The 22,608-nt window shown below is 62.3% G+C and carries 27 protein-coding genes; 11 read left to right on the top strand and 16 right to left on the bottom strand.

The features are described from left to right. The first annotated feature begins 68 nt into the window (after positions 1–68). The gene (locus NKJ28_RS01920) at positions 69–437 is read left to right on the top strand and encodes a VOC family protein (RefSeq protein ID WP_352506606.1); all 369 of its coding nucleotides are present in this window, start codon (positions 69–71) and stop codon (positions 435–437) included. Between the two features lie 104 nt (positions 438–541). Here the strand turns inward: NKJ28_RS01920 and lhpI are convergent, their stop codons facing one another. From lhpI to sppA, 4 genes are all read right to left on the bottom strand, one after another. Continuing rightward, entirely contained in the window at positions 542–1,510 is a 969-nt protein-coding gene (gene lhpI / locus NKJ28_RS01915) for a bifunctional Delta(1)-pyrroline-2-carboxylate/Delta(1)-piperideine-2-carboxylate reductase (protein WP_352633757.1), read from the bottom strand. Between the two features lie 52 nt (positions 1,511–1,562). Then, entirely contained in the window at positions 1,563–1,895 is a 333-nt protein-coding gene (locus NKJ28_RS01910; RefSeq protein ID WP_352633755.1) for a LapA family protein, read from the bottom strand. Between the two features lie 47 nt (positions 1,896–1,942). Continuing rightward, positions 1,943–2,227, bottom strand: coding sequence for an integration host factor subunit beta (locus NKJ28_RS01905; RefSeq protein WP_023675261.1), 285 nt, complete (start codon positions 2,225–2,227; stop codon positions 1,943–1,945). A gap of 81 nt (positions 2,228–2,308) precedes the next feature. After that, complete coding sequence (gene sppA / locus NKJ28_RS01900) at positions 2,309–3,265, bottom strand: signal peptide peptidase SppA (protein WP_352633753.1); 957 nt, start codon at positions 3,263–3,265, stop codon at positions 2,309–2,311. 308 nt (positions 3,266–3,573) lie between these two features. Between sppA and lptC the strand changes: the two genes are divergently transcribed. The 6 genes from lptC (at position 3,574) to ptsN (ending at position 8,815) form a co-directional block, all read left to right on the top strand. Further along, positions 3,574–4,287, top strand: coding sequence for an LPS export ABC transporter periplasmic protein LptC (gene lptC / locus NKJ28_RS01895; protein ID WP_352633751.1), 714 nt, complete (start codon positions 3,574–3,576; stop codon positions 4,285–4,287). Continuing rightward, a complete protein-coding gene (locus NKJ28_RS01890) occupies positions 4,274–4,873 on the top strand; it encodes an LptA/OstA family protein (RefSeq protein ID WP_023675264.1) in 600 nt (199 codons plus the stop codon). The genes lptC and NKJ28_RS01890 overlap by 14 nt, the downstream gene beginning before the upstream one ends. Continuing rightward, positions 4,873–5,691, top strand: coding sequence for an LPS export ABC transporter ATP-binding protein (gene lptB, locus NKJ28_RS01885; RefSeq protein WP_023675265.1), 819 nt, complete (start codon positions 4,873–4,875; stop codon positions 5,689–5,691). The genes NKJ28_RS01890 and lptB overlap by 1 nt, the downstream gene beginning before the upstream one ends. A gap of 197 nt (positions 5,692–5,888) precedes the next feature. Beyond that, positions 5,889–7,415 (top strand): RNA polymerase factor sigma-54, encoded by a 1,527-nt coding sequence (gene rpoN / locus NKJ28_RS01880; RefSeq protein WP_352633748.1) that lies wholly within the window; start codon positions 5,889–5,891, stop codon positions 7,413–7,415. A gap of 291 nt (positions 7,416–7,706) precedes the next feature. After that, on the top strand, positions 7,707–8,291 hold the full coding sequence (gene hpf / locus NKJ28_RS01875) for a ribosome hibernation-promoting factor, HPF/YfiA family (protein WP_023675267.1): 585 nt from the start codon (positions 7,707–7,709) through the stop codon (positions 8,289–8,291). 59 nt (positions 8,292–8,350) lie between these two features. Continuing rightward, complete coding sequence (gene ptsN, locus NKJ28_RS01870) at positions 8,351–8,815, top strand: PTS IIA-like nitrogen regulatory protein PtsN (protein WP_023675268.1); 465 nt, start codon at positions 8,351–8,353, stop codon at positions 8,813–8,815. Positions 8,816–8,926: 111 nt separating this feature from the next. Here ptsN and NKJ28_RS01865 read toward each other — a convergent pair whose 3' ends face one another. Both NKJ28_RS01865 and NKJ28_RS01860 read right to left on the bottom strand, forming a co-directional pair. Further along, positions 8,927–9,184: a BQ00720 family protein gene (locus NKJ28_RS01865; RefSeq protein WP_023675269.1), complete on the bottom strand. Its 258-nt coding sequence runs from the start codon at positions 9,182–9,184 to the stop codon at positions 8,927–8,929. Between the two features lie 63 nt (positions 9,185–9,247). Further along, positions 9,248–9,673 carry an Hsp20 family protein gene (locus NKJ28_RS01860; RefSeq protein ID WP_023675270.1) on the bottom strand — a complete coding sequence of 142 codons (426 nt, stop codon included), beginning with the start codon at positions 9,671–9,673 and terminating at the stop codon, positions 9,248–9,250. 144 nt (positions 9,674–9,817) lie between these two features. Here NKJ28_RS01860 and NKJ28_RS01855 point away from each other — a divergent pair, with 144 nt between their 5' ends. Continuing rightward, positions 9,818–10,759, top strand: coding sequence for a nucleoside hydrolase (locus tag NKJ28_RS01855; protein ID WP_352633747.1), 942 nt, complete (start codon positions 9,818–9,820; stop codon positions 10,757–10,759). Positions 10,760–11,249: 490 nt separating this feature from the next. Here NKJ28_RS01855 and NKJ28_RS01850 read toward each other — a convergent pair whose 3' ends face one another. From NKJ28_RS01850 to NKJ28_RS01830, 5 genes are all read right to left on the bottom strand, one after another. Further along, on the bottom strand, positions 11,250–11,618 hold the full coding sequence (locus NKJ28_RS01850) for a hypothetical protein (protein WP_352633745.1): 369 nt from the start codon (positions 11,616–11,618) through the stop codon (positions 11,250–11,252). 51 nt (positions 11,619–11,669) lie between these two features. After that, positions 11,670–12,284 (bottom strand): LysE family translocator, encoded by a 615-nt coding sequence (locus NKJ28_RS01845; RefSeq protein WP_352633743.1) that lies wholly within the window; start codon positions 12,282–12,284, stop codon positions 11,670–11,672. A gap of 103 nt (positions 12,285–12,387) precedes the next feature. After that, positions 12,388–13,848, bottom strand: coding sequence for an amidase (locus tag NKJ28_RS01840; protein WP_352588334.1), 1,461 nt, complete (start codon positions 13,846–13,848; stop codon positions 12,388–12,390). Between the two features lie 6 nt (positions 13,849–13,854). Beyond that, the gene (locus NKJ28_RS01835) at positions 13,855–14,763 is read right to left on the bottom strand and encodes a ribokinase (protein ID WP_352633741.1); all 909 of its coding nucleotides are present in this window, start codon (positions 14,761–14,763) and stop codon (positions 13,855–13,857) included. Positions 14,764–14,880: 117 nt separating this feature from the next. Beyond that, entirely contained in the window at positions 14,881–15,771 is an 891-nt protein-coding gene (locus NKJ28_RS01830; protein WP_031211349.1) for a methylated-DNA--[protein]-cysteine S-methyltransferase, read from the bottom strand. 162 nt (positions 15,772–15,933) lie between these two features. On the opposite strand from NKJ28_RS01830, the gene NKJ28_RS01825 reads away from it, so the two are divergent. Continuing rightward, the gene (locus NKJ28_RS01825) at positions 15,934–16,701 is read left to right on the top strand and encodes a class I SAM-dependent methyltransferase (protein ID WP_352576236.1); all 768 of its coding nucleotides are present in this window, start codon (positions 15,934–15,936) and stop codon (positions 16,699–16,701) included. Between the two features lie 9 nt (positions 16,702–16,710). Here the strand turns inward: NKJ28_RS01825 and NKJ28_RS01820 are convergent, their stop codons facing one another. Then, positions 16,711–17,205, bottom strand: coding sequence for a DUF2244 domain-containing protein (locus tag NKJ28_RS01820; protein ID WP_023675281.1), 495 nt, complete (start codon positions 17,203–17,205; stop codon positions 16,711–16,713). 22 nt (positions 17,206–17,227) lie between these two features. On the opposite strand from NKJ28_RS01820, the gene nth reads away from it, so the two are divergent. Then, entirely contained in the window at positions 17,228–18,049 is an 822-nt protein-coding gene (nth, locus tag NKJ28_RS01815; protein ID WP_023675282.1) for an endonuclease III, read from the top strand. Between the two features lie 34 nt (positions 18,050–18,083). Here nth and NKJ28_RS01810 read toward each other — a convergent pair whose 3' ends face one another. The 4 genes from NKJ28_RS01810 to NKJ28_RS01795 all read right to left on the bottom strand — a co-directional run bounded on the left by NKJ28_RS01810 (position 18,084) and on the right by NKJ28_RS01795 (position 21,770). Beyond that, positions 18,084–19,595 (bottom strand): tripartite tricarboxylate transporter permease, encoded by a 1,512-nt coding sequence (locus NKJ28_RS01810; RefSeq protein WP_023675283.1) that lies wholly within the window; start codon positions 19,593–19,595, stop codon positions 18,084–18,086. 9 nt (positions 19,596–19,604) lie between these two features. Next, complete coding sequence (locus NKJ28_RS01805) at positions 19,605–20,072, bottom strand: tripartite tricarboxylate transporter TctB family protein (protein WP_292663247.1); 468 nt, start codon at positions 20,070–20,072, stop codon at positions 19,605–19,607. A 79-nt stretch (positions 20,073–20,151) separates the two neighbouring features. Continuing rightward, positions 20,152–21,129 (bottom strand): tripartite tricarboxylate transporter substrate-binding protein, encoded by a 978-nt coding sequence (locus NKJ28_RS01800; RefSeq protein ID WP_352633738.1) that lies wholly within the window; start codon positions 21,127–21,129, stop codon positions 20,152–20,154. A 185-nt stretch (positions 21,130–21,314) separates the two neighbouring features. Next, on the bottom strand, positions 21,315–21,770 hold the full coding sequence (locus NKJ28_RS01795; protein ID WP_352633736.1) for a DUF2214 family protein: 456 nt from the start codon (positions 21,768–21,770) through the stop codon (positions 21,315–21,317). 226 nt (positions 21,771–21,996) lie between these two features. Here NKJ28_RS01795 and NKJ28_RS01790 point away from each other — a divergent pair, with 226 nt between their 5' ends. Continuing rightward, positions 21,997–22,536, top strand: a complete 540-nt coding sequence (locus tag NKJ28_RS01790; RefSeq protein WP_352616458.1) for a GNAT family N-acetyltransferase — start codon at positions 21,997–21,999, stop codon at positions 22,534–22,536. Positions 22,537–22,608: the final 72 nt, after the last annotated feature.

The raw sequence follows: 22,608 nt of genomic DNA, 5'->3' as shown, positions 1-22,608 counted from the left end.
ACTGCTGCCAGAATCTGGCAGTGGCATACGCTATGCTCCTCCAGTCGAAACCATCTGGAGAGCAATTCATGACACCGCCGAATTTCGTCATCCTCTATGTCGACAAGCCTGAGCAAAGCGGCGCCTTCTATAGCGCGCTGCTTGGGCGGCAGCCGGTCGAGACCTCGCCGACCTTCGTGCTGTTCGTGCTCGACAACGGCTTCAAGCTCGGCCTCTGGTCGCGTCACACCGTGGAACCGGCCGCCGCGGCAGCAGGCGGTGGCGCCGAGATCGTCTTTGCGCTGGACACGCCGGGTGCCGTCGACGCCACCCATGCCGAGTGGGCCGGCCGCGGGCTGAAAATTCTGCAGACGCCGACCGACATGGATTTCGGCCGCACCTTCGTCGCGCTTGATCCCGACAGCCACCGGCTGCGGGTTTATTGGCAAAGGGAGTAAGGCAGTAGGGGAGTAGGGCAGTAGGGGAGTATGTGACAGGAAATATAGCTGGCGCGGCGCCGCACGATCAGTACAGTTTCCTACTGCCCTACTGCCCTACTGCCCTACTGCCCTACGCTTGCGCGATACACGGCAATGCCAGCGGCGAGGTCCTCGAGGGCTGCGCCGACCGACTTGAACAGCGTGATCTCGTCGTCGTTCTGCCGGCCTTTTTTCTGGCCGCGCGTGAGTTCATAAAGGTCGGCGACGATGGCTTCCGGCTTCAACACGCCGGAGGCCAGCGGCTGGACGATGTCACCGGCTTCCTTGGTGGCGCCGGCGCGGGTATCGACATAGACGCGGGCGCGTGCAATCGCGTCGTCGTCGCTTTCGCGCATCGCCGGCGTGAAGCCGCCGACCAGATCGACATGGGTTCCGGGCTTCAAGAGGGCGCCCCTGATCAGTGGCGTGGTGGTGATGGTCGCCGATGACACAATATCGGCCTGGCCGAGTTCGGCGTCGAGATCGCCTGCGGCTTCGGCCGCAAAACCCTCGGCACGCAATTTTGCCACGACCTTTTCGGCATTGGCCGGCGTGCGGTTCCAGATGCGGATGTTCTTGATCGGACGCACCGCCGAATGCGCCCTTGCAAGGAATGGCGACAGCGCACCGGCACCGACCACCAGCAGCCGCGAGGCGTCCTTGCGGGCCAGATAGGAGGCGGCCAGCGCCGAGGCACAGGCGGTACGCCACTGCGTCAGCCGCTGGCCGTCGATCAAGGCCTGCGGCTCGCCGGTGGCGCCGTCGAGCAACAGGTAGAGACCCATCACCGCAGGCTTGCCGACGGCATTGTTGTCGGGCGACACGGTGACGATCTTGACGCCGATATGGCCACCGGCCGAGGTGCCGGCGGCGTTGAAGTCCGTCCAGGCCGGCATCAAAAGCAGGGTCGAGGCGGCGCCGTCGGGCCGCTCGACCGTGTGATGGTGCCTGACCGGCTGCACGGCGCCGTCGCGAAAAGCGGCGCGCAATGTCTCGACCAGCCCGGGAAAGGTCAGCGCGCGGTCGACCTCGGCGGCGGAAATGGTCAGCATGAAAGGCTCCGTGGAGAACTAGGCCAGCTGCGCTTCAGGCCCGAGCCGCGGCTCAGTTCGTCGGCTTCGGCAAGGCCGGGCCCTGCGACGCGGTGGGCGCGCGGCTGACCGCCTGGCGCAGGTTCTCGGCCTCGGCGCCGCGCTGGCGCGCCAGCTTGCGGTAGCGGCCCTGCTTGATCCAGGTCGCCAGGCTGCCGACGATCATGCCGATGGCCAGCGCCAGGAACAGGAAAATGAAGAGCGGCACGGTCAGCGTCAGCGCCGGATTGCCGGGATTGAACGGATCGAGTGTGAAGGCCACCGGTTCGCGGTTGGCTACGGCCAACGCAATCAGGATGACGGCCAGCGGCACGAAAACCACGATGAGAATGAAGCGATTGAACATGTTTTTCCGTTCGGAAGCAAATGCACCAGCGGTGGCGGGCGCCGCGCCTATTTGCCTCCGTTCAGCCTTTCACGCAATTCCTTGCCGGTCTTGAAGAACGGTACCCATTTCTCCTCGACCTCTACGGATTCGCCGGTGCGCGGGTTGCGCCCGGTGCGGGCAGGGCGATTTTTCACCGAAAACGCGCCGAAGCCGCGCAACTCGACCCGGTTGCCCTCGGCAAGCGCGTCGGTGATTTCATCGAAGATGGCGCTGACAATGTTTTCGACGTCGCGCAGGAAAAGATGCGGATTACGCGTGGCGATGATCTGCACAAGTTCGGATTTGATCATGAAAAGGCTCCCCGTAAAAGCAGTGCCGCCGAAATTATCAGAATGATTTTATTTGGTTTTTCACTCGTCCCAAGCGGTTCCTCAAGGGTGCCAGACGGAAACGAGACCGTCAAGAAACAAGCGGTCCGCTCCAATTTCGTGAAGCACGTCGCCGCCATGGCCGGCCAGGCCAAGCGCAGCACCGACGGTCTGCGCCATCGCCTTGGAGAACAGGAAACCACCACGTTTTTCCGTGTCCTTCCATTCCACCACCTTGAGCTTGGCATCGACACCCTTGCCTGCAAGCCAGTCGATTGCTTCGGCCTCGCCGCCGACCGCGTCGATCAATCTGTTGGTGACCGCCTGCCGGCCGGTGAAGATCGACCCGTCTGCGAGCGCCAGCGCCTCCGGCTTGGTCATGTTGCGGCGCTCGGCGACGATGCCGACGAACCAGTCGTAGCTGTCGAGGATGAGCTTGCGGACCATGGCGCGCTCATCCTCATTGGTCGGCTTGAAGGGAGAAGGCGAGGCCTTCAAGGGCGAGGATTTCACCTCCTCCAGCTTGACGCCGAGCTTGTCCATGAGGCCGCTGACGTCCGGGTACTGGATCAGCACGCCGATCGAGCCGACGATCGAGGATTTGCGTGCGACAATATGGTCGGCCGCGGTGGCGATCATGTAGCCCGCCGAAGCCGCGAGCGTGCCGACCTCGGCCACCACCGGCTTGTCGGCAGCGAGCTTGCGCACTGCCTCGTAGATCGATTCGCCACCGACGGTGGTGCCGCCGGGTGAATCGATCGACAGGATCACAGCCTTGACGCGCGGCGACTGACGGATGGCCTCCAGCCGCTTGATCAGTTCTTCGTCTTCGGTGATGGTACCTTCGATCTTGACCTTGGCGATGTGGTCGACAGCCGCGCCGGTGAAGTCGTCACCATAGATCCACGCCGAAAAGGCGATCAGCCCGGCTGCGGCGACGATAATCGCCGCGACACGCCAGAATGTCAGCTTGCGGCGCAAGCGGCGGCGGTCGATCAGGTCGTCGGCTCTCAATGCCATGGTCAGCCTCGTAGTCGGTGGGAGCAGATGCTTTTAAAGCAACCATTCGCGCCCGGCTACCGTTTCCTGACGGCCTTGCGGCAAAGGCCGTCTTAGGCATTCGCGGCAAGCCTCAACCTGTCACGTTCTACAGGCTCTAACACTGTGCGCCCATATCTGGTATGAGGTACAGGCTGCGCTGGGGCCATTTTCATTGTACAGAGGCGGCTGTCACATTTTTGCGGTTTTCCTCGGCTTGTGCTTGCTTGAGGGCGCCGGCACCCCACCTATAGGGCGGCCTGGCGGGCAGGGGTTTAGAAGAAGCAGTCATGTTAGCGGGACCAATCGAACCGACCAACACCGAGACGGAGTTGGCTCCCAAGGCCGCAGGCCGGGCGCGGGTCGACGCGTTTGACATTGCGCAGCGTCATTCGCGCCTGGTCCGTATCCTCAAGCTGGCCGTGCCGCTGGTCGCTGCCGTGATTGCGGTCGCGTTTCCGGTCTATTCCTATCTCATGGCTCCCGCTGCAATCGAGGTGCAGGCCGACGGCGGCGCCTTTGCCGATGGCAAGCTGGTGATGGCCAACCCCAAGCTCAACGGCTTCACCAAACAGAACCTGCCCTATTCGATGACAGCCCTGCGCGCCATACAGGATGTCAGCAAACAAGGCATCATCGATCTGGAAGGCATCAAGGCCAAGCTGCCGATTGCGGCCGACAACACGGCCGCCATCGATGCCACGCACGGCACCTATGATCGCGACGGCAACACGCTCAGCCTGACCAGCGATGTGACCGTGTCGACCACGGATGGTGTGGTGGCAAAATTCAAATCAGTCTATCTCGACATGGGCGAAGGCACTATGAAGACAAGCGAGCCCGTCGATGTCAGCCGCGGCGGGTCGCGGATCAGGGCGGATTCGATGTCGGTCCAGGACAATGGCAAGGTCCTGGTTTTCGAGAACAAGGTGCGCGTCGACATCGATCCCGCCAGTTTGAAGGCGGCAGAGGCAAAGAGCGGAGAGACCAATGCGGTTCAGTAGTTCGGCACGGCGCCTCGCCGCGATTTCGGCGTTGCTAACCTTGGGGCTGACCTTGGGGACGGCGCCGTCGCTGGCGCAGTCCAAGGCCACCAGCCAAATGTCCGGCCTCAGGCTGTCGGGCGACAAGCCGATCCAGATCGAAAGCGACAAGCTCGAGGTGCGCCAAGCGGAAAGCGTTGCCGTCTTCACCGGCAACGTCAACGTCGTCCAGGGTCCAACTGTGCTCAAGGCCGGCAAAATGACGGTCTATTACGTCAGGGATGCAGGCGCCGCCAAAAGCGCCCAGCCGGCGGGTGCCGCGGCAATGACCGGATCCGCCAACATCGACCATCTCGAGGTCGACGATAAGGTCTACATCAAATCGGACAATCAGGTTGCCACCGGCGACCGCGGCACTTTCGACATGAAGACCGAAGTGCTGGTGCTTTCGGGCAGCAAGGTCGTGCTCTCGCAAGGCGACAACGTGCTTGTCGGCTGCAAGCTCACTGTGCAGATGAAGAGCGGCCTTGCCCAGGTCGACGCCTGCGGCGGCCGCGTCATGATGTCGATCACGCCGCCGGCGAAGTCTGGAGCAGCGAAACCCTGATGACCGGCATATCGTCGCTGCTGGCGCGTCTTCCAGGGCGCGCCGCCAGCCAACTTGCGGCACCGGCCAGGGTCACCGTCGAAGCGGCAAAGTTCAAGGGAACCTTGATCGCCAAGGGGCTGACCAAAAGCTACAAGGGCCGCAAAGTCGTCAGCGGCGTGACGCTAGGCGTGCGCGCCGGCGAGGCGGTTGGGCTGCTCGGCCCCAACGGCGCCGGCAAGACGACCTGTTTCTACATGGTGACCGGCCTGGTTCCGGTCGACGAAGGCACCATCGAAATCGATGGCTTCGACGTCACGTCGATGCCGATGTATCGCCGCGCCCGTCTCGGCATCGGCTATCTGCCGCAGGAAGCGTCGATTTTTCGCGGCCTGAACGTCGAGCAAAACATCCGGGCCGTGCTCGAAGTGGTCGAAAAGAGCCGCAAGGAGCGTGAGCGCCTGCTCGACGAATTGCTCGAGGAATTTCATATCAGCCATCTGCGCAAGGCTCCGTCGCTGTCGCTCTCCGGCGGTGAGCGGCGACGCCTCGAAATTGCCCGCGCCTTGGCAACCCGCCCCGCCTACATGTTGCTCGACGAACCTTTCGCCGGCATCGATCCGATCGCCGTCGCCGACATCCAGCAGCTCGTGCGCCACTTGACGGCACGTGGCATCGGCGTTCTGATCACCGACCACAATGTCCGCGAGACACTTGGCCTGATCGACCGCGCCTACATCATCCATGCCGGCCAGGTGCTGACCCATGGTCGAGCCGACGAAGTGGTCGCAAATGCCGATGTGCGGCGGCTTTATCTCGGCGAGGGATTTACGCTCTAAGTGCGAAATTCCGGCTCGAGCGGGATTTCCGGCGTAGTCCAGCAGCTTTTTCTTCAATTTTCTGCCTGAAAACGCGCCGACAGGCGAGTTTTACCGCTCCTCGCCTTGACAAGCAAAAGCCGGGCCAGTTTCTATGCTGGCCTGGAAAATTCCTTCCAGCAGTGCGGGTGCGTAGACGGAGCGTTTGAAACCGAACCATGGCGTTGGCGGCAAAACTACAGCTACGACAGTCGCAGTCGCTGGTGATGACGCCGCAGCTGATGCAGTCGATCCGCCTGCTGCAGTTCACCCATCTCGAGCTGGAACGCTTCATCGACGACGAGATCGAACGCAATCCCCTGCTGGAACGCGCCGAACCGCAGGAGGACGCCGCCAGCGACCAGGCGCAGAAGGGCGACGCCGCATCGGAACCGGCTGCCGACGGCGACTGGTTCGAGGCGGAAACGGCGTGGAGCGCCGAGGCGATCTCGGAAAAGCTCGATACGTCGCTGGAAAACCTGTTTCCTGACGATCCTGGTACGAGCGAGCGGCTCGGGCCCGACCTGACGGCACAATGGAAATCGGCGTCCGGCAACGGTTCCACCTCTTCCTCCGACGGCTTCGACGTCGCGGATATGGCGGCGGCGGCCATCACGCTGCGCGACCATGTCGGCGAGCAGGTGGCGCTCGCCTTTGCCGATCCGGCGGCGCGCCTGATCGCCGGCGAGCTTGCCGACGGCCTCGACGAGGCCGGCTACATGCGTGCCGACATGGCCGAGATCGCCGCCCGCCTCGGCACGGACGCTACGGCGGTGGCAACGGTCCTGGCGGTCTGCCAGACATTTGAGCCCGCCGGCATATTCGCCCGCGACCTCGCCGAATGCCTGTTGCTGCAGCTGGCCGTGCGCGACCGGCTCGATCCGGCGATGAAGGTGCTGATCGCCAATCTCGAACTCCTGGCACGGCGCGATTTCCAGACGCTGAAGCGGATTTGCGGCGTCGACGAGGAGGATCTGCTCGACATGCTGGCCGAGATCCGGGCGCTCGACCCGCGGCCTGGAATGGCGTTTTCGCGCGGTGCCAGCGATGCGATCGTGGCCGACGTCGAGGTGCGTGCAGCCAATGACGGCAGCTGGACGGTCGAGCTCAATGCCGAGACGCTGCCGCGCGTGCTGGTCGATCACATCTATTTCGCCCAGGTCACGCCACATGCGAAAAACCAGGCGGAAAAGGATTTCCTTGCCGAATGCCTGCAGAACGCCAACTGGCTCACGCGCAGCCTCGACCAGCGGGCGAAGACCATTCTCAAGGTGGCCTCTGAGATCGTGCGCCAGCAGGACGCTTTTCTCGTCCACGGCGTGCGGCACCTGAAGCCGCTCAACCTGCGCACGGTGGCGGACGCCATCGGCATGCACGAATCAACGGTCAGCCGGGTCACGGCAAACAAATACATGCTGACGCCGCGCGGTGTGTTCGAGCTGCGCTATTTCTTCACCGCCTCGATCGCTTCGTCAGGTGGCGGCGATGCGCATTCGTCGGAAGCGGTGCGCGACCGCATAAAGCAGCTGATCGACGAGGAGAAAGCCATCGATGTGCTTTCCGACGATGCCATCGTGGACATGCTGCGGGAAAGCGGCGTCGACATCGCCAGGCGCACGGTGGCCAAATACCGGGAAGGCATGAACATACCCTCTTCGGTGCAGCGGCGGCGCGAAAAACGCGCTTTGGCCAGCGCCGGCCGTTGATCTCCGGCGGAATTTCCACAGCTTTCGCCCTTCATTGACAAGCGGCGACGAAGTGGCTAGAAGCCCGCCCGCATGAGACGGGCTGGCGAGTGGATTTGAGTTGGCCGATGCCCGCACGAGAGATGGTCCGTCACGACGTAGGCCACGGGACGGCCAAGAAGGCGGCTTGTGATCAACCGGAAAGTTCGGATCTAAAATCGGCGCAAGTGACGCCGCAAAAGCTTGTGCGCGCGGACCACGAGTATAAACTCGGGACAGTTTGAAGCCTGAGCAAGGAAGGTCAGTTTTCAGATGACACTGCGCATATCGGGAAAACACATGGATATCGGCGATGCGTTCCGTACGCGCATCAACGACCGTGTCGGGGAAGTGATCGGGAAATATTTCGATCGGGGCTTTTCAGGGCAAATCGTAGTCGTCAAATCGGGGTCGCGCTACACGGCCGATTGCATGATCCGGCTGGACTCCGGTGCTTCGCTGCAGGCGACCGGCGATGCCCAGGATCCAACGCTTGCCTTCGATACTGCGGCAGACCGTCTGGAAACGCGCCTCAGGCGCTACAAGCGCCGGCTGAAGTCGCACAATTCAGGCAATAGCAACGGCGAGCTCACCGACGTCGCCTATACGGTGATGGCGCCGCTTGCCGACGACGAGGAGGACATACCGGAGAATTTCGCGCCGGCCATCGTCGCCGAATCGACTATGACGCTGCGGACCATGTCGGTGGCGTCAGCGGTGATCGAACTCGACACCAAGGACAGCCCGGTCCTGGTCTTCCGCAATGCCGGAAATGACCATCTCAACATCGTCTATCGCCGGCCGGACGGGAATATCGGCTGGATCGACCCGTCCACGGCCAAGGTCGCGCAGGGGTAAAGACCAGCCGCACGCGAGCGTGGGGACTGGCGACGGCAGGCGAACAAGGGATTTCAAGCATGGATCTGAGCGATCTCGTCAGCGTTCCGGCAATCATGCCGGCGTTGAAGGCGAACTCCAAAAAGCAGCTGCTGCAATTGCTGTCCGAAAGGGCGGCGGCAATTTCCGGCATTCCGGAGCGAGAGGTGTTCGACACCATCCTGCAACGCGAGCGGCTCGGCTCCACCGGCGTCGGCAACGGCATCGCCATTCCGCACGGCAAGCTGGCTGGGGTGAAGCGGATCGCCGGCGTTTTTGCCCGGCTGGAGACACCGGTGGACTTCGAGGCCCTCGATGATCAGCCGGTCGACCTGGTGTTTCTGCTTTTGGCTCCCGAAGGTGCCGGCGCCGACCACCTCAAGGCGCTGTCGCGCATCGCGCGGGTGCTGCGCGACGCCGACACGGTTGCCAAGATCAGGGGCACGCGCGACGCCGTGGCCATCCATGCGCTGCTGTCGGACACGCAGGCCTCGCACGCCGCTTGAGGTTTTGATTAAATCCTTTGAAGGGCCGCCGTGAGCGGCCCTGTCCGTTTCCAGCCAGATCGCTGCGCCGTATTTGTCAGTCGATGGCGCCAATGTTGGTGGATAGCGACGTTAGTGGATAGCGACCGGGGTCAGATCGTTTTCCAGCGCGCCAGCCAGTGCCCGGTCGCGAGCGTCCGAAAGCAGGATCGGCTGGCCATTAGCGGCAAACAGGGCCCACAGTTCCAGACCCGGCGCGATTTCGCCGAGGCCCGGGAAACGGCCGCGCAGATCGTCGCTCGACACTTTCCTGAGATAGGCGACCGAACCTTCGCCGAGATGGGCGAATTCGCCGCTGGTCATGATGATATTCTCGTTAGTTCTGGTCATTTCAAGCCTCCTTGCCGCGAGACGCCGCTCAAGGCCATCCCGCATGAGAGCTATCGGCAAAAATCAGTCTTTCACCGATATGTTTATTTTTCGTACCAGCCGTTCGGATTCCGGCCGATCGAGATCGATCGACAGAAGGCCGTTCTTCAATTCCGCCGCAATCACCCGCATGCCGTCGGCCAGCACGAAACAGCGCTGGAACTGGCGCGCGGCGATGCCGCGGTGGAGAAATTCGCGCTCGGTGTCGTCGTTCTGACGGCCGCGCACGACCAACTGGTTCTCCTCCGTTGTGACATCGAGATCGCTTTCCGCGAAACCGGCGACGGCGAGCGTGATACGCAGCCTTTCGGTTTTGCCGTCGGCACCGCTGAGGCGCTCGATGTTGTAGGGAGGATAGCTGTCACCGGACTTTGCCAAGCGCTCCAGCGTCTTTTCCATGGAATCGAAACCGAGGAGAAGCGGGCTGGAAAAAGGCGTCATTCGGCTCATGTTACAGTGTCCTCTCAAGAGCGACATAAAGTGGAAAAACCCGGATGGCATTTTTCCCGATGGTCTTGATATGGTCCGCCGCCCGGCAGACTTCAAGCCGTCACACGTCCCGCCCAAAAAGACTTGCCAAAACAAGGAATTGAAATGCCCCAATCCAGCAGGATCATCATCGACACTGACCCCGGCCAGGACGATGCCGTCGCCATATTGCTGGCGCTCGGCAGCGCCGAGCTGGAGATCGTCGGCATCACCGCGGTGGCCGGCAACGTGCCGTTGAAACTTACCGAAAAAAACGCCCGCAAGATCTGCGAGCTGGCCGGCCGGCCGGACGTCAAGGTCTATGCAGGCGCCATCCGGCCGCTGGCGCGCGAACTGGTCACCGCCGAGGAAGTGCATGGCAAGACCGGCCTCAACGGGCCGCAACTGCCCGAACCAAAGATGAAACTGCAGGAAGAGTATGCGGTCGATTTCATAGTCGAGACACTGATGAGGGAGGAGAGCGGCACGATCACGCTTTGCGCGCTCGGGCCGCTCACCAACATTGCGCTGGCGCTGATCCGCGAGCCGAAAATCGCGCCGCGCATCAAGGAAATCGTGCTGATGGGCGGCGGCTTCTTCGAGGGCGGCAACGTCACGCCGACCGCCGAGTTCAACATCTATGTCGATCCGCATGCCGCCGATGTCGTGTTCAAATCCGGCATTCCGATCGTGATGATGCCGCTGGACGTCACCCACAAGGCGCTGACCACCGCCAAGCGCACGAAGGCCTTCCGCAAGCTCGGCACCAGGGTCGGCACGGCCACCGCGGACATGCTGGAATTCTTCGAACGTTTCGACGAGGAGAAATACGGTACCGACGGCGGCCCGCTGCACGATCCTTGCGTGATCGCGTATCTGCTGAAGCCGAAGCTGTTCAAGGGTCGCAATTGCAATGTCAGCGTGGAAACCGCCTCGGAGCTCACCATGGGCATGACGGTGATCGACTGGTGGGGGGTGACCAAGCGGCCGAAGAACGCCATGGTGATGCGCGACATCGACCATGATGCGTTTTTCGCGCTGTTGCTGGAAAGGCTGGGGCGGCTTTAGGGCTGCTCAGTAGTTGAGCAGGCGGTAGGTGGTGGTACCGTCCTGGCGTTGCTGTTCTTCGATCGATACTTCCGATCCGATCATGTGGGGTGTTTCCACCTCACCATCGACAAATATCCGAGCGTTGCCGTCATGGAGGCGGACTTCATATCTATAATAAAGTCCATGTCCGACGGAACCTTTCGGATTTAGAGGCATCGTCGCAACATCTTCGACGGTGCCTCCTACGAGTTGTGTGCCAGTGATCGGACTGTTCTGCCTAGTTACAATCGGCACAGCGATCGCGAGAGCGAGCGCGCACAAGATTGTGATGCCAACAACTCTGTCGCGAAACTCTTCCCGAAGCAAAAGAATGCGGGTTCTAAGAGAAATATTTGTCGGCCCCATACCTTAGAGTTGAGTAGCATAGGGGCTTTGTTCAAGAGCGATTCCCCGAAAAAGCCATGTCACTCGCTTCACCTTTGAAAACAGCTTATCGATCGATCGTCGTTCAATTTGCAAACCGGTAAAAGACGAAGCCATTGTCGCGCGTGACGCGCTCGATGCCGACGCGCGAGCCGATCAGATGCGGGAGGTCGTCGTAAACGAGGACCGTCGAACCGTTCTCAAGGACCAGCAGATATTGGATATTGCGCCCTTTACCCTGTCCACTTTTGATCGTTGCATCGACCGGGTCGAGCGACCGGATCGGACTTGCGTCATTCGCCCATTTGTTCAGAGCCGACGGAACCATCGCCGCGAACAAACCAATGAGCAGGATGACGCCAAACGCGTTCCTTTTCAAATCCGCGTAAGTCCACGGCATAGACATGAATCCCCAACTGTTGATCCATGTGGTGGCCTGAAGGCCGACTTTCAATCGGCCTTCCTATTCCAGGATGTGCTGTTGGCGTCGCCGGGCTCGCGGCCGTTACTTCGCCTTGGAAAAGGCCAGCCACAGGCCGCCGCCGACCAGGAAGCTGCCGCTGATCCTCGACAAGAGCTTGACGCGGCCGGCCGACAGCAGGCGTCCGGCGCGGCTGGCGGCCAGCGCGTAGGTCGAATCCGAGACTGCGGCGAAGATCATCGCGGTGAGACCCATGACGCCGATCTGTAGTGCGTAATTGCCTTCGGGAGCGATGAACTGCGGAAAGAAGGCGCCGAAGAACACCAGCGTCTTTGGATTGCTGATCGCCACCAGCAGGCCCTGCAGGAAGAAGCCGCCACGCGGCCTTTTTGCCGTTCCGTCGGCGTTAAGCTTGCCTTTCGAGCGGAACATCTGCACGCCCATCCAGATCAGGTAGGCGGCGCCGATCAGCCGGACCCACTCGAACCAGTGGCCCATGCCTGCGATCAGCGAGGTCAGCCCGATGCCGACGATGGCGATCATGATGGCCAGCCCGGCCTGGGTGCCGGCGACATTGGCGAGCCCGGCGCGCGAGCCGTGGCGGATGCTGTTGGCAATGATCAGCGTCACCGTCGGCCCCGGCACCAGGATGATGACGATGCAGGCGACGACATAGGTGGCGTAGAGTTCCAGCGACATTTTTTCCCTCCACAGATGCCGCTCGTGCGGCGCGCTGTCGCGATCAATGCATGGCGATGAGTTGCGTGCAAGTCGGCGAGGCGCCGACAATACGGAGCTGATTTCAGCAGGCGCCGGCCTGCCATGGCAGCGTGGCCTCATAGGCGGCAGCCGCCCTCAGCACGGAGAGGTCACCGCGCGGCCGCCCGATCAATTGCATGCCCATTGGCCGGCCCCTGGCGTCGAAGCCCGCCGGTACGTTGACCGCCGGGCAGCCGCCCAGCGTGGCGAGCGCTGAGACCTGCATCCAGCGGTGATAGCTGTCCATGGCACGCCCGGCCACTTCCCTTGGCCAGTGGGTGACGACATCGAAGGGAAAGACCTGTGCGGCTGGCAGCGCAATCAGGTCGAAACGCTCGAAGAGCGACAGCAGCATTCGATGCCAGGACGAGCGCCTCACCGTGGCGGCGTGGATCTGCGGCGCGGTGAGGCGCAGTGCATGTTCCACCTCCCAAACGGCCTCCGGCTTCAGCAGACTTCGTTTCAGGAGATCGTCGTAATGCGCCTTGAGTGCACAACCGCTGCTCGCCTGGCGAAGCGTTACAAAGGCTTGCCACAGCGCTTCGAAGTCGAATTCCGGCATCAGCGGCTCGGCCTCGAAGGATACATCCGCGAACCGGCCGAGTGCTGCCTCGCAAAGCTGTAGAATGCCTGCTTCAACCGGCAGATGGCCGTTAAGATCGCCGAGCCAGGCGATGCGCCCGCCGGCCGCCGGTGCTTCCAGCCCTTCGAGGAACGAGCCTGGTTTATCATGCGACAGCGGCGCGCGAGGATGATAGCCGGCCTGAACGTCGAGCAGCAACGCCATGTCACGCACGTTACGCCCCATCGGCCCTTCGACGCCCATTTGCGCAAGAAACACATCAAGGTCAGGGCCGGCCGGCACCAATCCCTGCGATGGACGGAAGCCATAGACATTGTTGTAGGCAGCGGGATTGCGCAGGGAACCGCCAAAATCGCTGCCATCGGCAACGGGAACCATGTCGAGCGCCAGCGCGACCGCCGCACCGCCGCTCGAGCCGCCGGCGGTCAGCGCCGGGTCAAATGCGTTGAGCGTCTGTCCGAACACGGTGTTGTAGGTGTTGGAGCCGAGCCCGAATTCGGGAACGTTGGTCTTGCCGATGATGATCGCGCCGGCCTTGCGGACGCGCTCGACGAAGAAGTCGTCTTCCTCAGGCACAAAATCGGCGAAGATCGGCGAGCCGAAGGTGGTTCTCAGGCCGTTTGTCAGCGCAAGATCCTTAATCGCGATCGGCAGGCCGAACAGCGATCCGGTATCTCCTCCTCGCGCCAGATGGGCGTCAGCGCTGTCGGCCTCGCGCAGGATGTCGGCACGCTCACGCAATGAAACGATAGCGTTGACCAGCGGGTTCACCGCCTCGATCCTGTCGAGGAATGCCGCGACCACTTCGCGCACCGAAAGCTGCCGGCGCCTGATCTTCCCGGCAAGCGCCACGGCAGACAGGCGGCAGATGTCGCCGGCGGGCGGCACCGCATGCTTGGTCGTCGGGCGCATGGCTGTCATCCGGCTTCAGCCTGTAGATTTCTGCAGGGCGGCATCGACGTCCCTGGCCAGCGGGATGGCCGGCTGTGCACCGGCTTTCAGGCAGGCCAGCGAACCGGCTGCGGCAGCGCGGGCAAGCGCCTGGTCGAGCGGCAGGCCGGCTGCCAGCCCGGCTGCAAAATAGCCGCAGAACGTGTCGCCGGCACCGACCGTGTCGAGCGGGGTGATCTTCAGCGCCGGAACCATCAGGAGATCGTCCGGCGTTGCCGCCAGAACGCCGTCCGAGCCAAGCGTGACGACGATGGTGCGGCCGGTTCTCGCGGCATAGTCGCGCATCCGTGCCGGGCGGTCGCGGCCATTCAACGACAGCGCCTCGCCATAGAGGTCGAACTCGGTTTCGTTGGCGACGAGATAGTCGGCCTTGCCGAGGAAGCCGGCCGCGTCGCCATGGAAAGGTGCGGTGTTGAGCACTGTGATCGCGCCGGCTGTCCTTGCCGCGTCGAGTGCTGCCTCGACGGTCTGCAGCGGGATCTCCAGTTGCAGCAGCACGACGTCGCCGTTTTTCAGGAAGGCCTTGGAAAGGTCACCCGGCACGACCGAATCATTGGCGCCCGGCACAACGGCGATCACGTTCTCGCCGTCGGCGCCGACCATGATCAACGCGGTACCGGTCGAGGCAAAGGTCTCGCCGACGCCGGACAGGTCGATCTTGCCGTCGCGCAGCAGCGCCAGAGCGTCGCTGGCGAAGCTGTCCTTGCCGACCGCGCCGACCATGCGCACCTTGGCGCCGGCGCGGGCGGCGGCCAGCGCCTGGTTGGCGCCCTTGCCGCCGGGGGCAGTAGCGAAACCGGAGCCGCGCACGGTCTCGCCGGGACCGGGCAAGCGGTCGACACTTGCGATGAGATCGAGATTGATGGAGCCGATGACGACGATCAAGAAATGCCTCCCGCTAGCGCATACCACTCTAATTGCGCGGGAAGCTACTCCGTAAGATCGCTGCTTGTCACCCTAGCGGTCCTTGCATCGCTCGTGTCGTTTCCATTCGTTGGCTATTCAAGAGACCTGTCCCGCCTCCCAGCCGAGGATGGCGCGTTTTCGGGTCAGGCCCCAATGGTAGCCGGTGAGTGCGCCGGACTTGCCGAGAGCCCGGTGGCACGGCACGACGAAGGACATCGGATTGGCACCGACCGCGGCACCGACAGCCCGGCTGGCGCTCGGTGCGCCGATGCGCGCGGCGATCGAGGAATAGGTGCAGGCCTGGCCCATCGGAATACGCAGCAAGGCCTCCCAGACACGGACCTGGAAGTCTGTGCCGATCATGACGACGCGCAGCGGCTGGTCGGCGCGCCACAGCGACGGATCGAAGATGCGCGCGGCATAGGGCGCCGTCGCCGCCATGTCCTCGACATAGGTCGCATTCGGCCAGCGGCTGGACATGTCGGCAAAGGCCGCACGCTCGCCGCCGGGATCGTTGAAGGCGAGGCCGGCAAGGCCGCGGTCCGTCACCATGATCAGCGCGATGCCGAAAGGTGAGATATGATAGCCGTAGCGGATGGTGAGCCCTGCGCCGCGGGTCTTGTAATCGCCCGGCGACATCGCTTCGTGGGTGACGAACAGATCGTGCAGCCGGCCTGGGCCGGACATGCCGAGTTCGAACGAGGTTTCAAGCAGCGGCATGCCGGCATCGAGCAGCTTGCGCGCATGATCGAGGGTGACGGCCTGCAGAAAAGCCTTGGGCGACAGGCCGGCCCAGCGGGTGAACAGCTTCTGCAGCCCGGTCGGCGTCTCGCCGACCTCCTCGGCCAGCACTTCCAACGAAGGCTGGTCGCGATAGTCGAGGCTGATCTTTTCGATGGCACGACGGACGATTTCGTAGTCTCCACCTTCAGGCGTGATGTCTTTCTGAAGGATTGCTGTCGTTTTGAGAGGCATTTGGGCGTTCATGGCAGTATCTCCTTGAGTGCGAATATCGTCCTTCGCGGCGCCGATCACCACCCGAAACTTGCTTTCCCGCAGCATGTACCCAGATAGAGTCGGCTTTGAATGGGAAGGACGGTCGTGGCTGGTGAAAAAGTAAACTTGACCGGGGCAAAGGAGACTTTGCTTTTGACACTTTACGGCAAGGCGCTGGAGAGCCGGCTGCCCAATTCGCTGCTCAGGGACTACTTTGCCGACGAGGCGGTGCGCAACATCGATTATGATTTCTCACGGCTCAAGGTCGACAACAATCTCGGCATCGGTCTAGCAATCAGGGCAAAGACGCTGGACGTCTGCGTTCAGGACTTTCTCGCCCGAAATCCTGACGCCATCGTACTGCATCTCGGGTGTGGGCTCGATACGCGCATATTCCGTATCGACCCGCCAGCCGGCGTGGACTGGTTCGACGTCGACTATCCCGAAGTCATCGATCTCAGGCGCAAGCTCTATCCAGTGCGGGATCACTACCATCTGATCGCTTCGTCGGTCACCGAACCTGGATGGCTGAACAAAGTACCTCGGGATCGCCCGGCCATAGTCGTGGCGGAAGGCCTGACTCCCTACCTGGGTGCCGAGGAGGGGCAGCAACTGTTTTCTCGTTTGGTGGGACATCTTTCGAGCGGCGAACTGGTTTTCGATGCCTATAGTCGCCTGGGACTGAAGATCATTCGCCTCAATTCCTCCTTCCGCGCCACCGGCGCCGAGGTCCACTGGAGCATCGAGAACCCGCATGAATTGGAGCGAGCCGTTCCGAAGCTGCGGTTCGTCGAGGACATCCCTGCCTATAAGCCGGAACATGCCGCTCGCATGCGCTGGTTCGCGAAACTGTTCGTTCGCCTTTGGAAATACATTCCAGCATTGCGCAAGATCGGCAGGCTGTTGCGCTATCGGTTCTGAAACGCTGGCTCAGCGCGCCTTGGCGGCTGCCAGAGCGCGCGAAAATGCGGTGGCAAAACTTTCGCGGTCGGCAGGGTTGAGGAAGCCGCCGATCGAGACGGTTTTTCCTTGCGCCTCGACCGCCATTCTGGTGATGCCGATCTCGGCGTGGCGGGCGATCGAAAAGCGCGCCCAGAACGGATTGAAGCGGTGTGCTTCCGATTTGCCTGACGGGGCAGTCTTGCGGATGTCGAGGCTGGTGCGCGACACCGATACCTCCTCGCGAGCCCGGGCGGCACGATAATTGGCGCGGAAGGCGATGTAGACGGCGATCACGTCGAGGCCGAAGAAGCCGAACACCGGCCAGGCGCCGCGCGACAGAAAAAAAGCTCCGGTCACCAGCCAGCCGAACAGCAGGGCGCCCATCAGGATGGCAAAGCCGGTCTTGCCCAGCGACCGGTGCGGTGTCAGCAGCGCCTGGAAAAATGGCTCGTCGGCCTGAAATGAGGCGTTTGTGTCGCTCATTGGGGAATATTATAGGAAGGCAATGACAAGCCCCAAGCCCAAAAACTCTTCTGCGCTAAAAAAAGACCTGTTGCCCGGCCGCCGCGACGGCTCGAACGTCAAGCCGCGTCCGCGGCCGGCGAGATCGCGGGCGCTTTACAGCGCGGCCGAGGTGCATGAGATTTTCCGGCGCTTTTCCGTTCAGCGGCCGGAACCGAGGGGCGAGCTCGAACATATCAACGCCTTCACGCTGTTGGTGGCGGTGGTGCTTTCGGCTCAGGCGACGGACGCCGGCGTCAACAAGGCGACGCGGGCGCTGTTCAAAATCGCCGACACGCCGCAAAAGATGCTGGCGCTAGGCGAGGCCAAGCTCGGCGACCATATCCGCACCATCGGGCTATGGCGCAACAAGGCCAAGAACGTCATCGCGCTGTCGGAGGCGCTGATCCGCGACCATGGCGGCGAGGTGCCTGAGGATCGCGATCAACTGGTCGAGCTGCCGGGTGTCGGCCGCAAGACCGCCAACGTCGTGCTCAACGTGGCATTCGGCCAGCATACGATGGCGGTCGACACGCACATCTTCCGCATCGGTAACAGGCTCGGCCTGGCGCCGGGCAAGACGCCGGAACAGGTCGAGCAAGGTTTCCTGAAGATCATTCCGGATGAATATATGCGGCACGCGCATCATTGGCTGATCCTGCACGGCCGCTATGTCTGCAAGGCGCGCAAGCCGGATTGCCCGGCCTGCGTCATCGCCGATATCTGCAAGGCCAAGGAAAAGACGACCAGCGTGCCTGCACCGCTGGTCGAGATCGCGCCGCTCGGGCCAGTAGAAGCGGCTACTGAGTCAGTGCCCGGCAAGTGACTCTGAAGTTCCTCGTATGTGGCGCCGTCCACATTCAGGAACTCTCCTCGACGAACACCTCCTCGCGCTTCTTCCTGACCGCGGGGAGAAACACAATGACGAGCACGGCAAGCGCGATGAGGAGCAGGCTGGCGCTGATCGGCCGCGTCACGAAGGTGCTCGGATCGCCGCGCGAGAGGATCATGGCGCGGCGTAGGTTTTCCTCGAGCAGCGGGCCGAGCACGAAGCCGAGCAGCAGCGGCGCAGGTTCGCAGCGCAGCTTGGTCAGGAGGTAGCCAAGCAAGCCGAAGAAGGCGACGGCATAGAGGTCGTAGACGTTGGTGTTGACGCTGTAAACGCCGATCGAGCAGAACGCCATGATGATCGGGAAGAGCACATAGTAGGGGATGGTAAGAAGTTTCACCCAAAGCCCGATCAGCGGCAGGTTCAAGATGATCAGCATCAGATTGCCGATCCACATCGAGGTGATGATACCCCAAAACAGTGCAGGCTGTTCGATGGCGACATTGGGGCCGGGCACGATGCCCTGGATGATCATCGCGCCGATCATCAGCGCCATTACCGGGTTGGCCGGAATGCCGAGCGTCAGCATCGGGATGAAGGAGGTTTGGGCGCCGGCATTGTTGGCCGATTCCGGTCCGGCGACGCCTTCGATGGCGCCCTTGCCGAATTCCCCGGGATTTTTCGAGACACGTTTTTCGACGGTGTAGGAGGCAAAGGCGGCAAGGATCGCGCCGCCTCCCGGCAGGATGCCGAGCGCCGAACCGATGATCGTTCCGCGCACGATGGGAGCCGCCATGCGCCGAAAATCTTCGCGGGTCGGCATAAGGCCGGAGATCTTTCGGATCAGCACGGAACGCTCATGCTCGTTTTCGAGGTTGCGCAGTATCTCGGCGACGCCGAAGACACCGACCGCCACTGCGACGAAATTCAGCCCGTCGGCATATTCGCGGATGCCGAGCGTGAAGCGGGGCGTACCAGTGTAAATATCGGTGCCGACAAGTCCCAGCAGCAGGCCGAGCACGACCATGGCCAGTGCCTTGACGATCGAGCCGTGGGCGAGCGCGACGGACGAGACCAGGCCGACGATCATCAGCGAAAAATACTCGGGCGCGCCGAATCTCAGCGCTATCGCAGTCAGCGGTGGGGCGAAGATGGCGACGAGGAAGGTCGACACCGTGCCGGCAAAGAACGAGCCTATCGCCGCGGTCGCCAGGGCTGCTCCGGCGCGGCCGTTCCTGGCCATCTGATAGCCATCGATTGCGGTGACGGCCGACGAGGATTCGCCGGGCATGTTGATGAGAATGGCGGTGGTCGAGCCGCCATACTGCGCGCCGTAATAGATACCGGCGAGCATGATGAGAGAGGAAACCGGGTCGCCGATCTGGAAGGTGATCGGCAACAGCATGGCGATGGTTGCGGTGGCACCGATGCCGGGCAGGACGCCAATCAGCGTGCCGAGAAGGACGCCGATCAGGCAGAAACCGAGGTTTGCCAAAGATGTGGCTGTCGAAAAGCCGAGTGCGAGGTTGTTGAGGAGTTCCATTTCATTTCCTCACAACGACAGTGGCAACCACGGGCCGAAACGCCGAAACGGCAGGCCGAGTGCGTAGCTGAAGACGACGAATGCGAACAGCGTCAGGCCGGCTGACAGCACGAGTGCAGTCAGCGGCTTCATACGGCCGCTACCGAAAGATGCGATCAGCGCAGTCAGGAAGATCGACGGGATGAAGCCGAGGCCGCGCACCGTCAGGCCGAAGAAGATCGGAGCAGGCAGGATGAACAGCATGCCGCGCCACGCAATGTAACCGATCGGCTCGCTCTCGAAACGCACCGCTTGGACGAGGATGGCGGCGCCAAGCAAGATCAGCACAATTGCCAGCACCAGCGGGAAATAGCCCGGCCCCATGCGAAAGGCGGTGCCGATTTCGAGGCCCAGCGACTGCAGCGCGAAAAAGGCGCCAATAAAGATCAACAGCGCGGCGCATATGCCGTTGGTTCTGTCGATTGCGAAAGGTTTCATGGCGTCCTCCCGGCCCGCCTCACGGGCGTGCCGATGCCGGTGTAAAAACGGGGCGCTGGCGGCGCCCCGTTAAAAACCTTTAGTCGGCGTACTGGCCGGCCGCTTCGATGATCGGCTTCCAGCGCGCAATCTCACTTTCCAGCTTGGCCTTGAGCGCGGCCGGCGTGGCATCGGCCTCGGGCGACGGCTTGGTGCCGAGTTCGGCAAATCGGGCGACGACGTTCTGGTCCTTCAGCGCCACCTGCAGAGATTTCGACAGGCGTTCGGTGATCTCGGCCGGCGTGCCCTTGGGTGCATAGATGCCGTGCCAGATGCCGACCTGCACCTGGGGAAGACCGGCCTCTATCGTCGTCGGCACGTCCGGCAGCACGTCTAGCCGTTGCGGCGAGGTTACGGCATAAGCCTTGATCGTGCCGCCCTGGATCTGCTTGGTGGTATTGGTCGTCTGGTCGCACATGATGTCGACCTGGCCGCCGAGAAGATCGGTCATGGCCGGGCCGGTGCCCTTATAGGGTACGGTGACCAGCGGCGTGCCGATGGCGCTCATAAACAGCATGCCGCACAGATGCGAGGCGGCACCGATCCCGGCATTGGCAACGGTGATGCTGTCCTTGTTGGCCTTGGCGTAGTCGACCAGCCCCTTCAGATCGGTCGGCTTGAGGTCCTTGCGGCCGACGATGGTCATCGGCACCTCGGTGACGAGGCCGACATATTCGAATGCGTTCAGCGTGTCGTAGGCGAGCTTTCTGTAGAGCGTAGCACTTGTCGCCATGCCGATGTGATGGAGGAGCAGCGTGTAGCCGTCAGGCTCGGCATTTGCGACGCGGCCCGCGCCCAGTGTGCCGCCGGCGCCGCCGACATTCTCGACGATGACCTGCTGGCCGAGGTCCTTCGACATGGCTTCCGCGACAAGACGCGTGACGGTGTCAGTAGGGCCGCCGGCCGAAAACGGCACGACAATGGTGATGGTGCGTTCGGGGTAGGTCTGCGCGCCAGCGGCCGGTGGGTAAAGCATGGCGGCCGCAGCGACAGCCAGCGCGGCGACGAATTTTCTCATCGTGATTCCTCCCAGGATACGAATTACCAACCGCTGCGCGGAGTTCCTCTCAAAACCGAATGTAGATGGAGCAATAACTAGCGCAACCCGACAAATGACAATCGGCCTCGAATGGCAAACTGCACGTTTGTCCGCACAAATGAGTGGAAAGGTTGGGCCGCGCGATGCCCTTCCTCCGACCTATCTTAATAACCGTAGCCGCGCCCCATCGCCGCCGCGAACACCGGGATCAAGAGGAAGATGAAGGCCGCGGTGCGGACATAGGTGCGAACGGACGCTAGCTCCGCCGCAGGCACCTGGAAGCCGGGACTGGCGCTCGCCTGCCTGTTCCAGGACAGGAATCGGACGGTCGGGATGATCGACAGCAGACCGACAATTGCGAAAGCGGCCATCTTTGCCCAGAACACCCAGTTGTGGACGTAGAATTCCCAGCCTTTCAGACCATAGACGACGCGGCCGATGCCGACGACGATGATCAGCATGGCGATGATGCCGTAGTGGCGGTCGATGCCGACGAGCCGCTTCAGCGTCGCGGCGGACAAGTCGCTGCGGATCAGGACGAATTCGGCGCCGATGATGCCTGCCAGCGAAAACACCAGCAGATGATGGAAGATGGCAAGCACAAGGTCGGTCGTGTCCATGCTGTTTTCCCTCTGTCGGACGGCAGCGCCGAACCCAACGCGCCTGAACCAGTACTGGAGAAAAACTAACACCGCCTGGCAGGATTCACATCAGCCTGGAAGATGATCTACACAGCCTTGGCTCTTGTTTTTCGCAACGGATTTGGATTTCCCGTCTCGGGCGTGTCGCTGTCCCCACTTTTGGAAGACCTGCATTAGGCACCGGCAACACAACCGAGACATGACCATGGCCAGTCCGCATACAATTGTCGCCCCAGTGATTGAGACCTCTCGCACGGTCCTGCGGCCGCACCGGCTTGACGATTTCGACGCCTATGTCGCGATGTGGGCCGATCCCGTCGTCACCCGCTTTATCGGCGGCAAGCCGCGCACGCGGGAGGAAAGCTGGATGCGCTTCCTGCGGCATGCCGGCCTGTGGTCGCTTCTGGGCTACGGCTTCTGGGCGATCGAGGAAAAGGCCACCGGCCGCTTCATCGGCGAGGCGGGCTTTCACGATCTGAAACGCGACATGACGCCGTCGATTGAGGGCATTCCGGAGACCGGCTGGGCTCTGGTTTCGGGCGCGCATGGCCACGGGTTGGCCAGCGAAGTCGTCGCACGGGTGCTTGCCTGGGGCGACGAGACGTTCGGCGCCGCGAAGACCGTCTGCATCATCGATCCGGAAAACACCGGATCGCTGAACGTCGCGGCAAAATGTGGTTATGGCGAAGTGCTGCGAACCGTCTACCAAGGCAAACCGACCATCCTGCTGGAGCGGCAGCCCTGACGGACGCTGTCTGGCCTCTGCCTGCCGCGTCGTCCGGCGTCGAGTTCGCCTGCCTGAAGATCGCACAGGCCG

It is taken from the genome of Mesorhizobium sp. M0145 (genome assembly GCF_040322355.1).
GTDB lineage: Bacteria > Pseudomonadota > Alphaproteobacteria > Rhizobiales > Rhizobiaceae > Mesorhizobium.
This window is presented reverse-complemented; position numbering and strand designations above follow the sequence as displayed.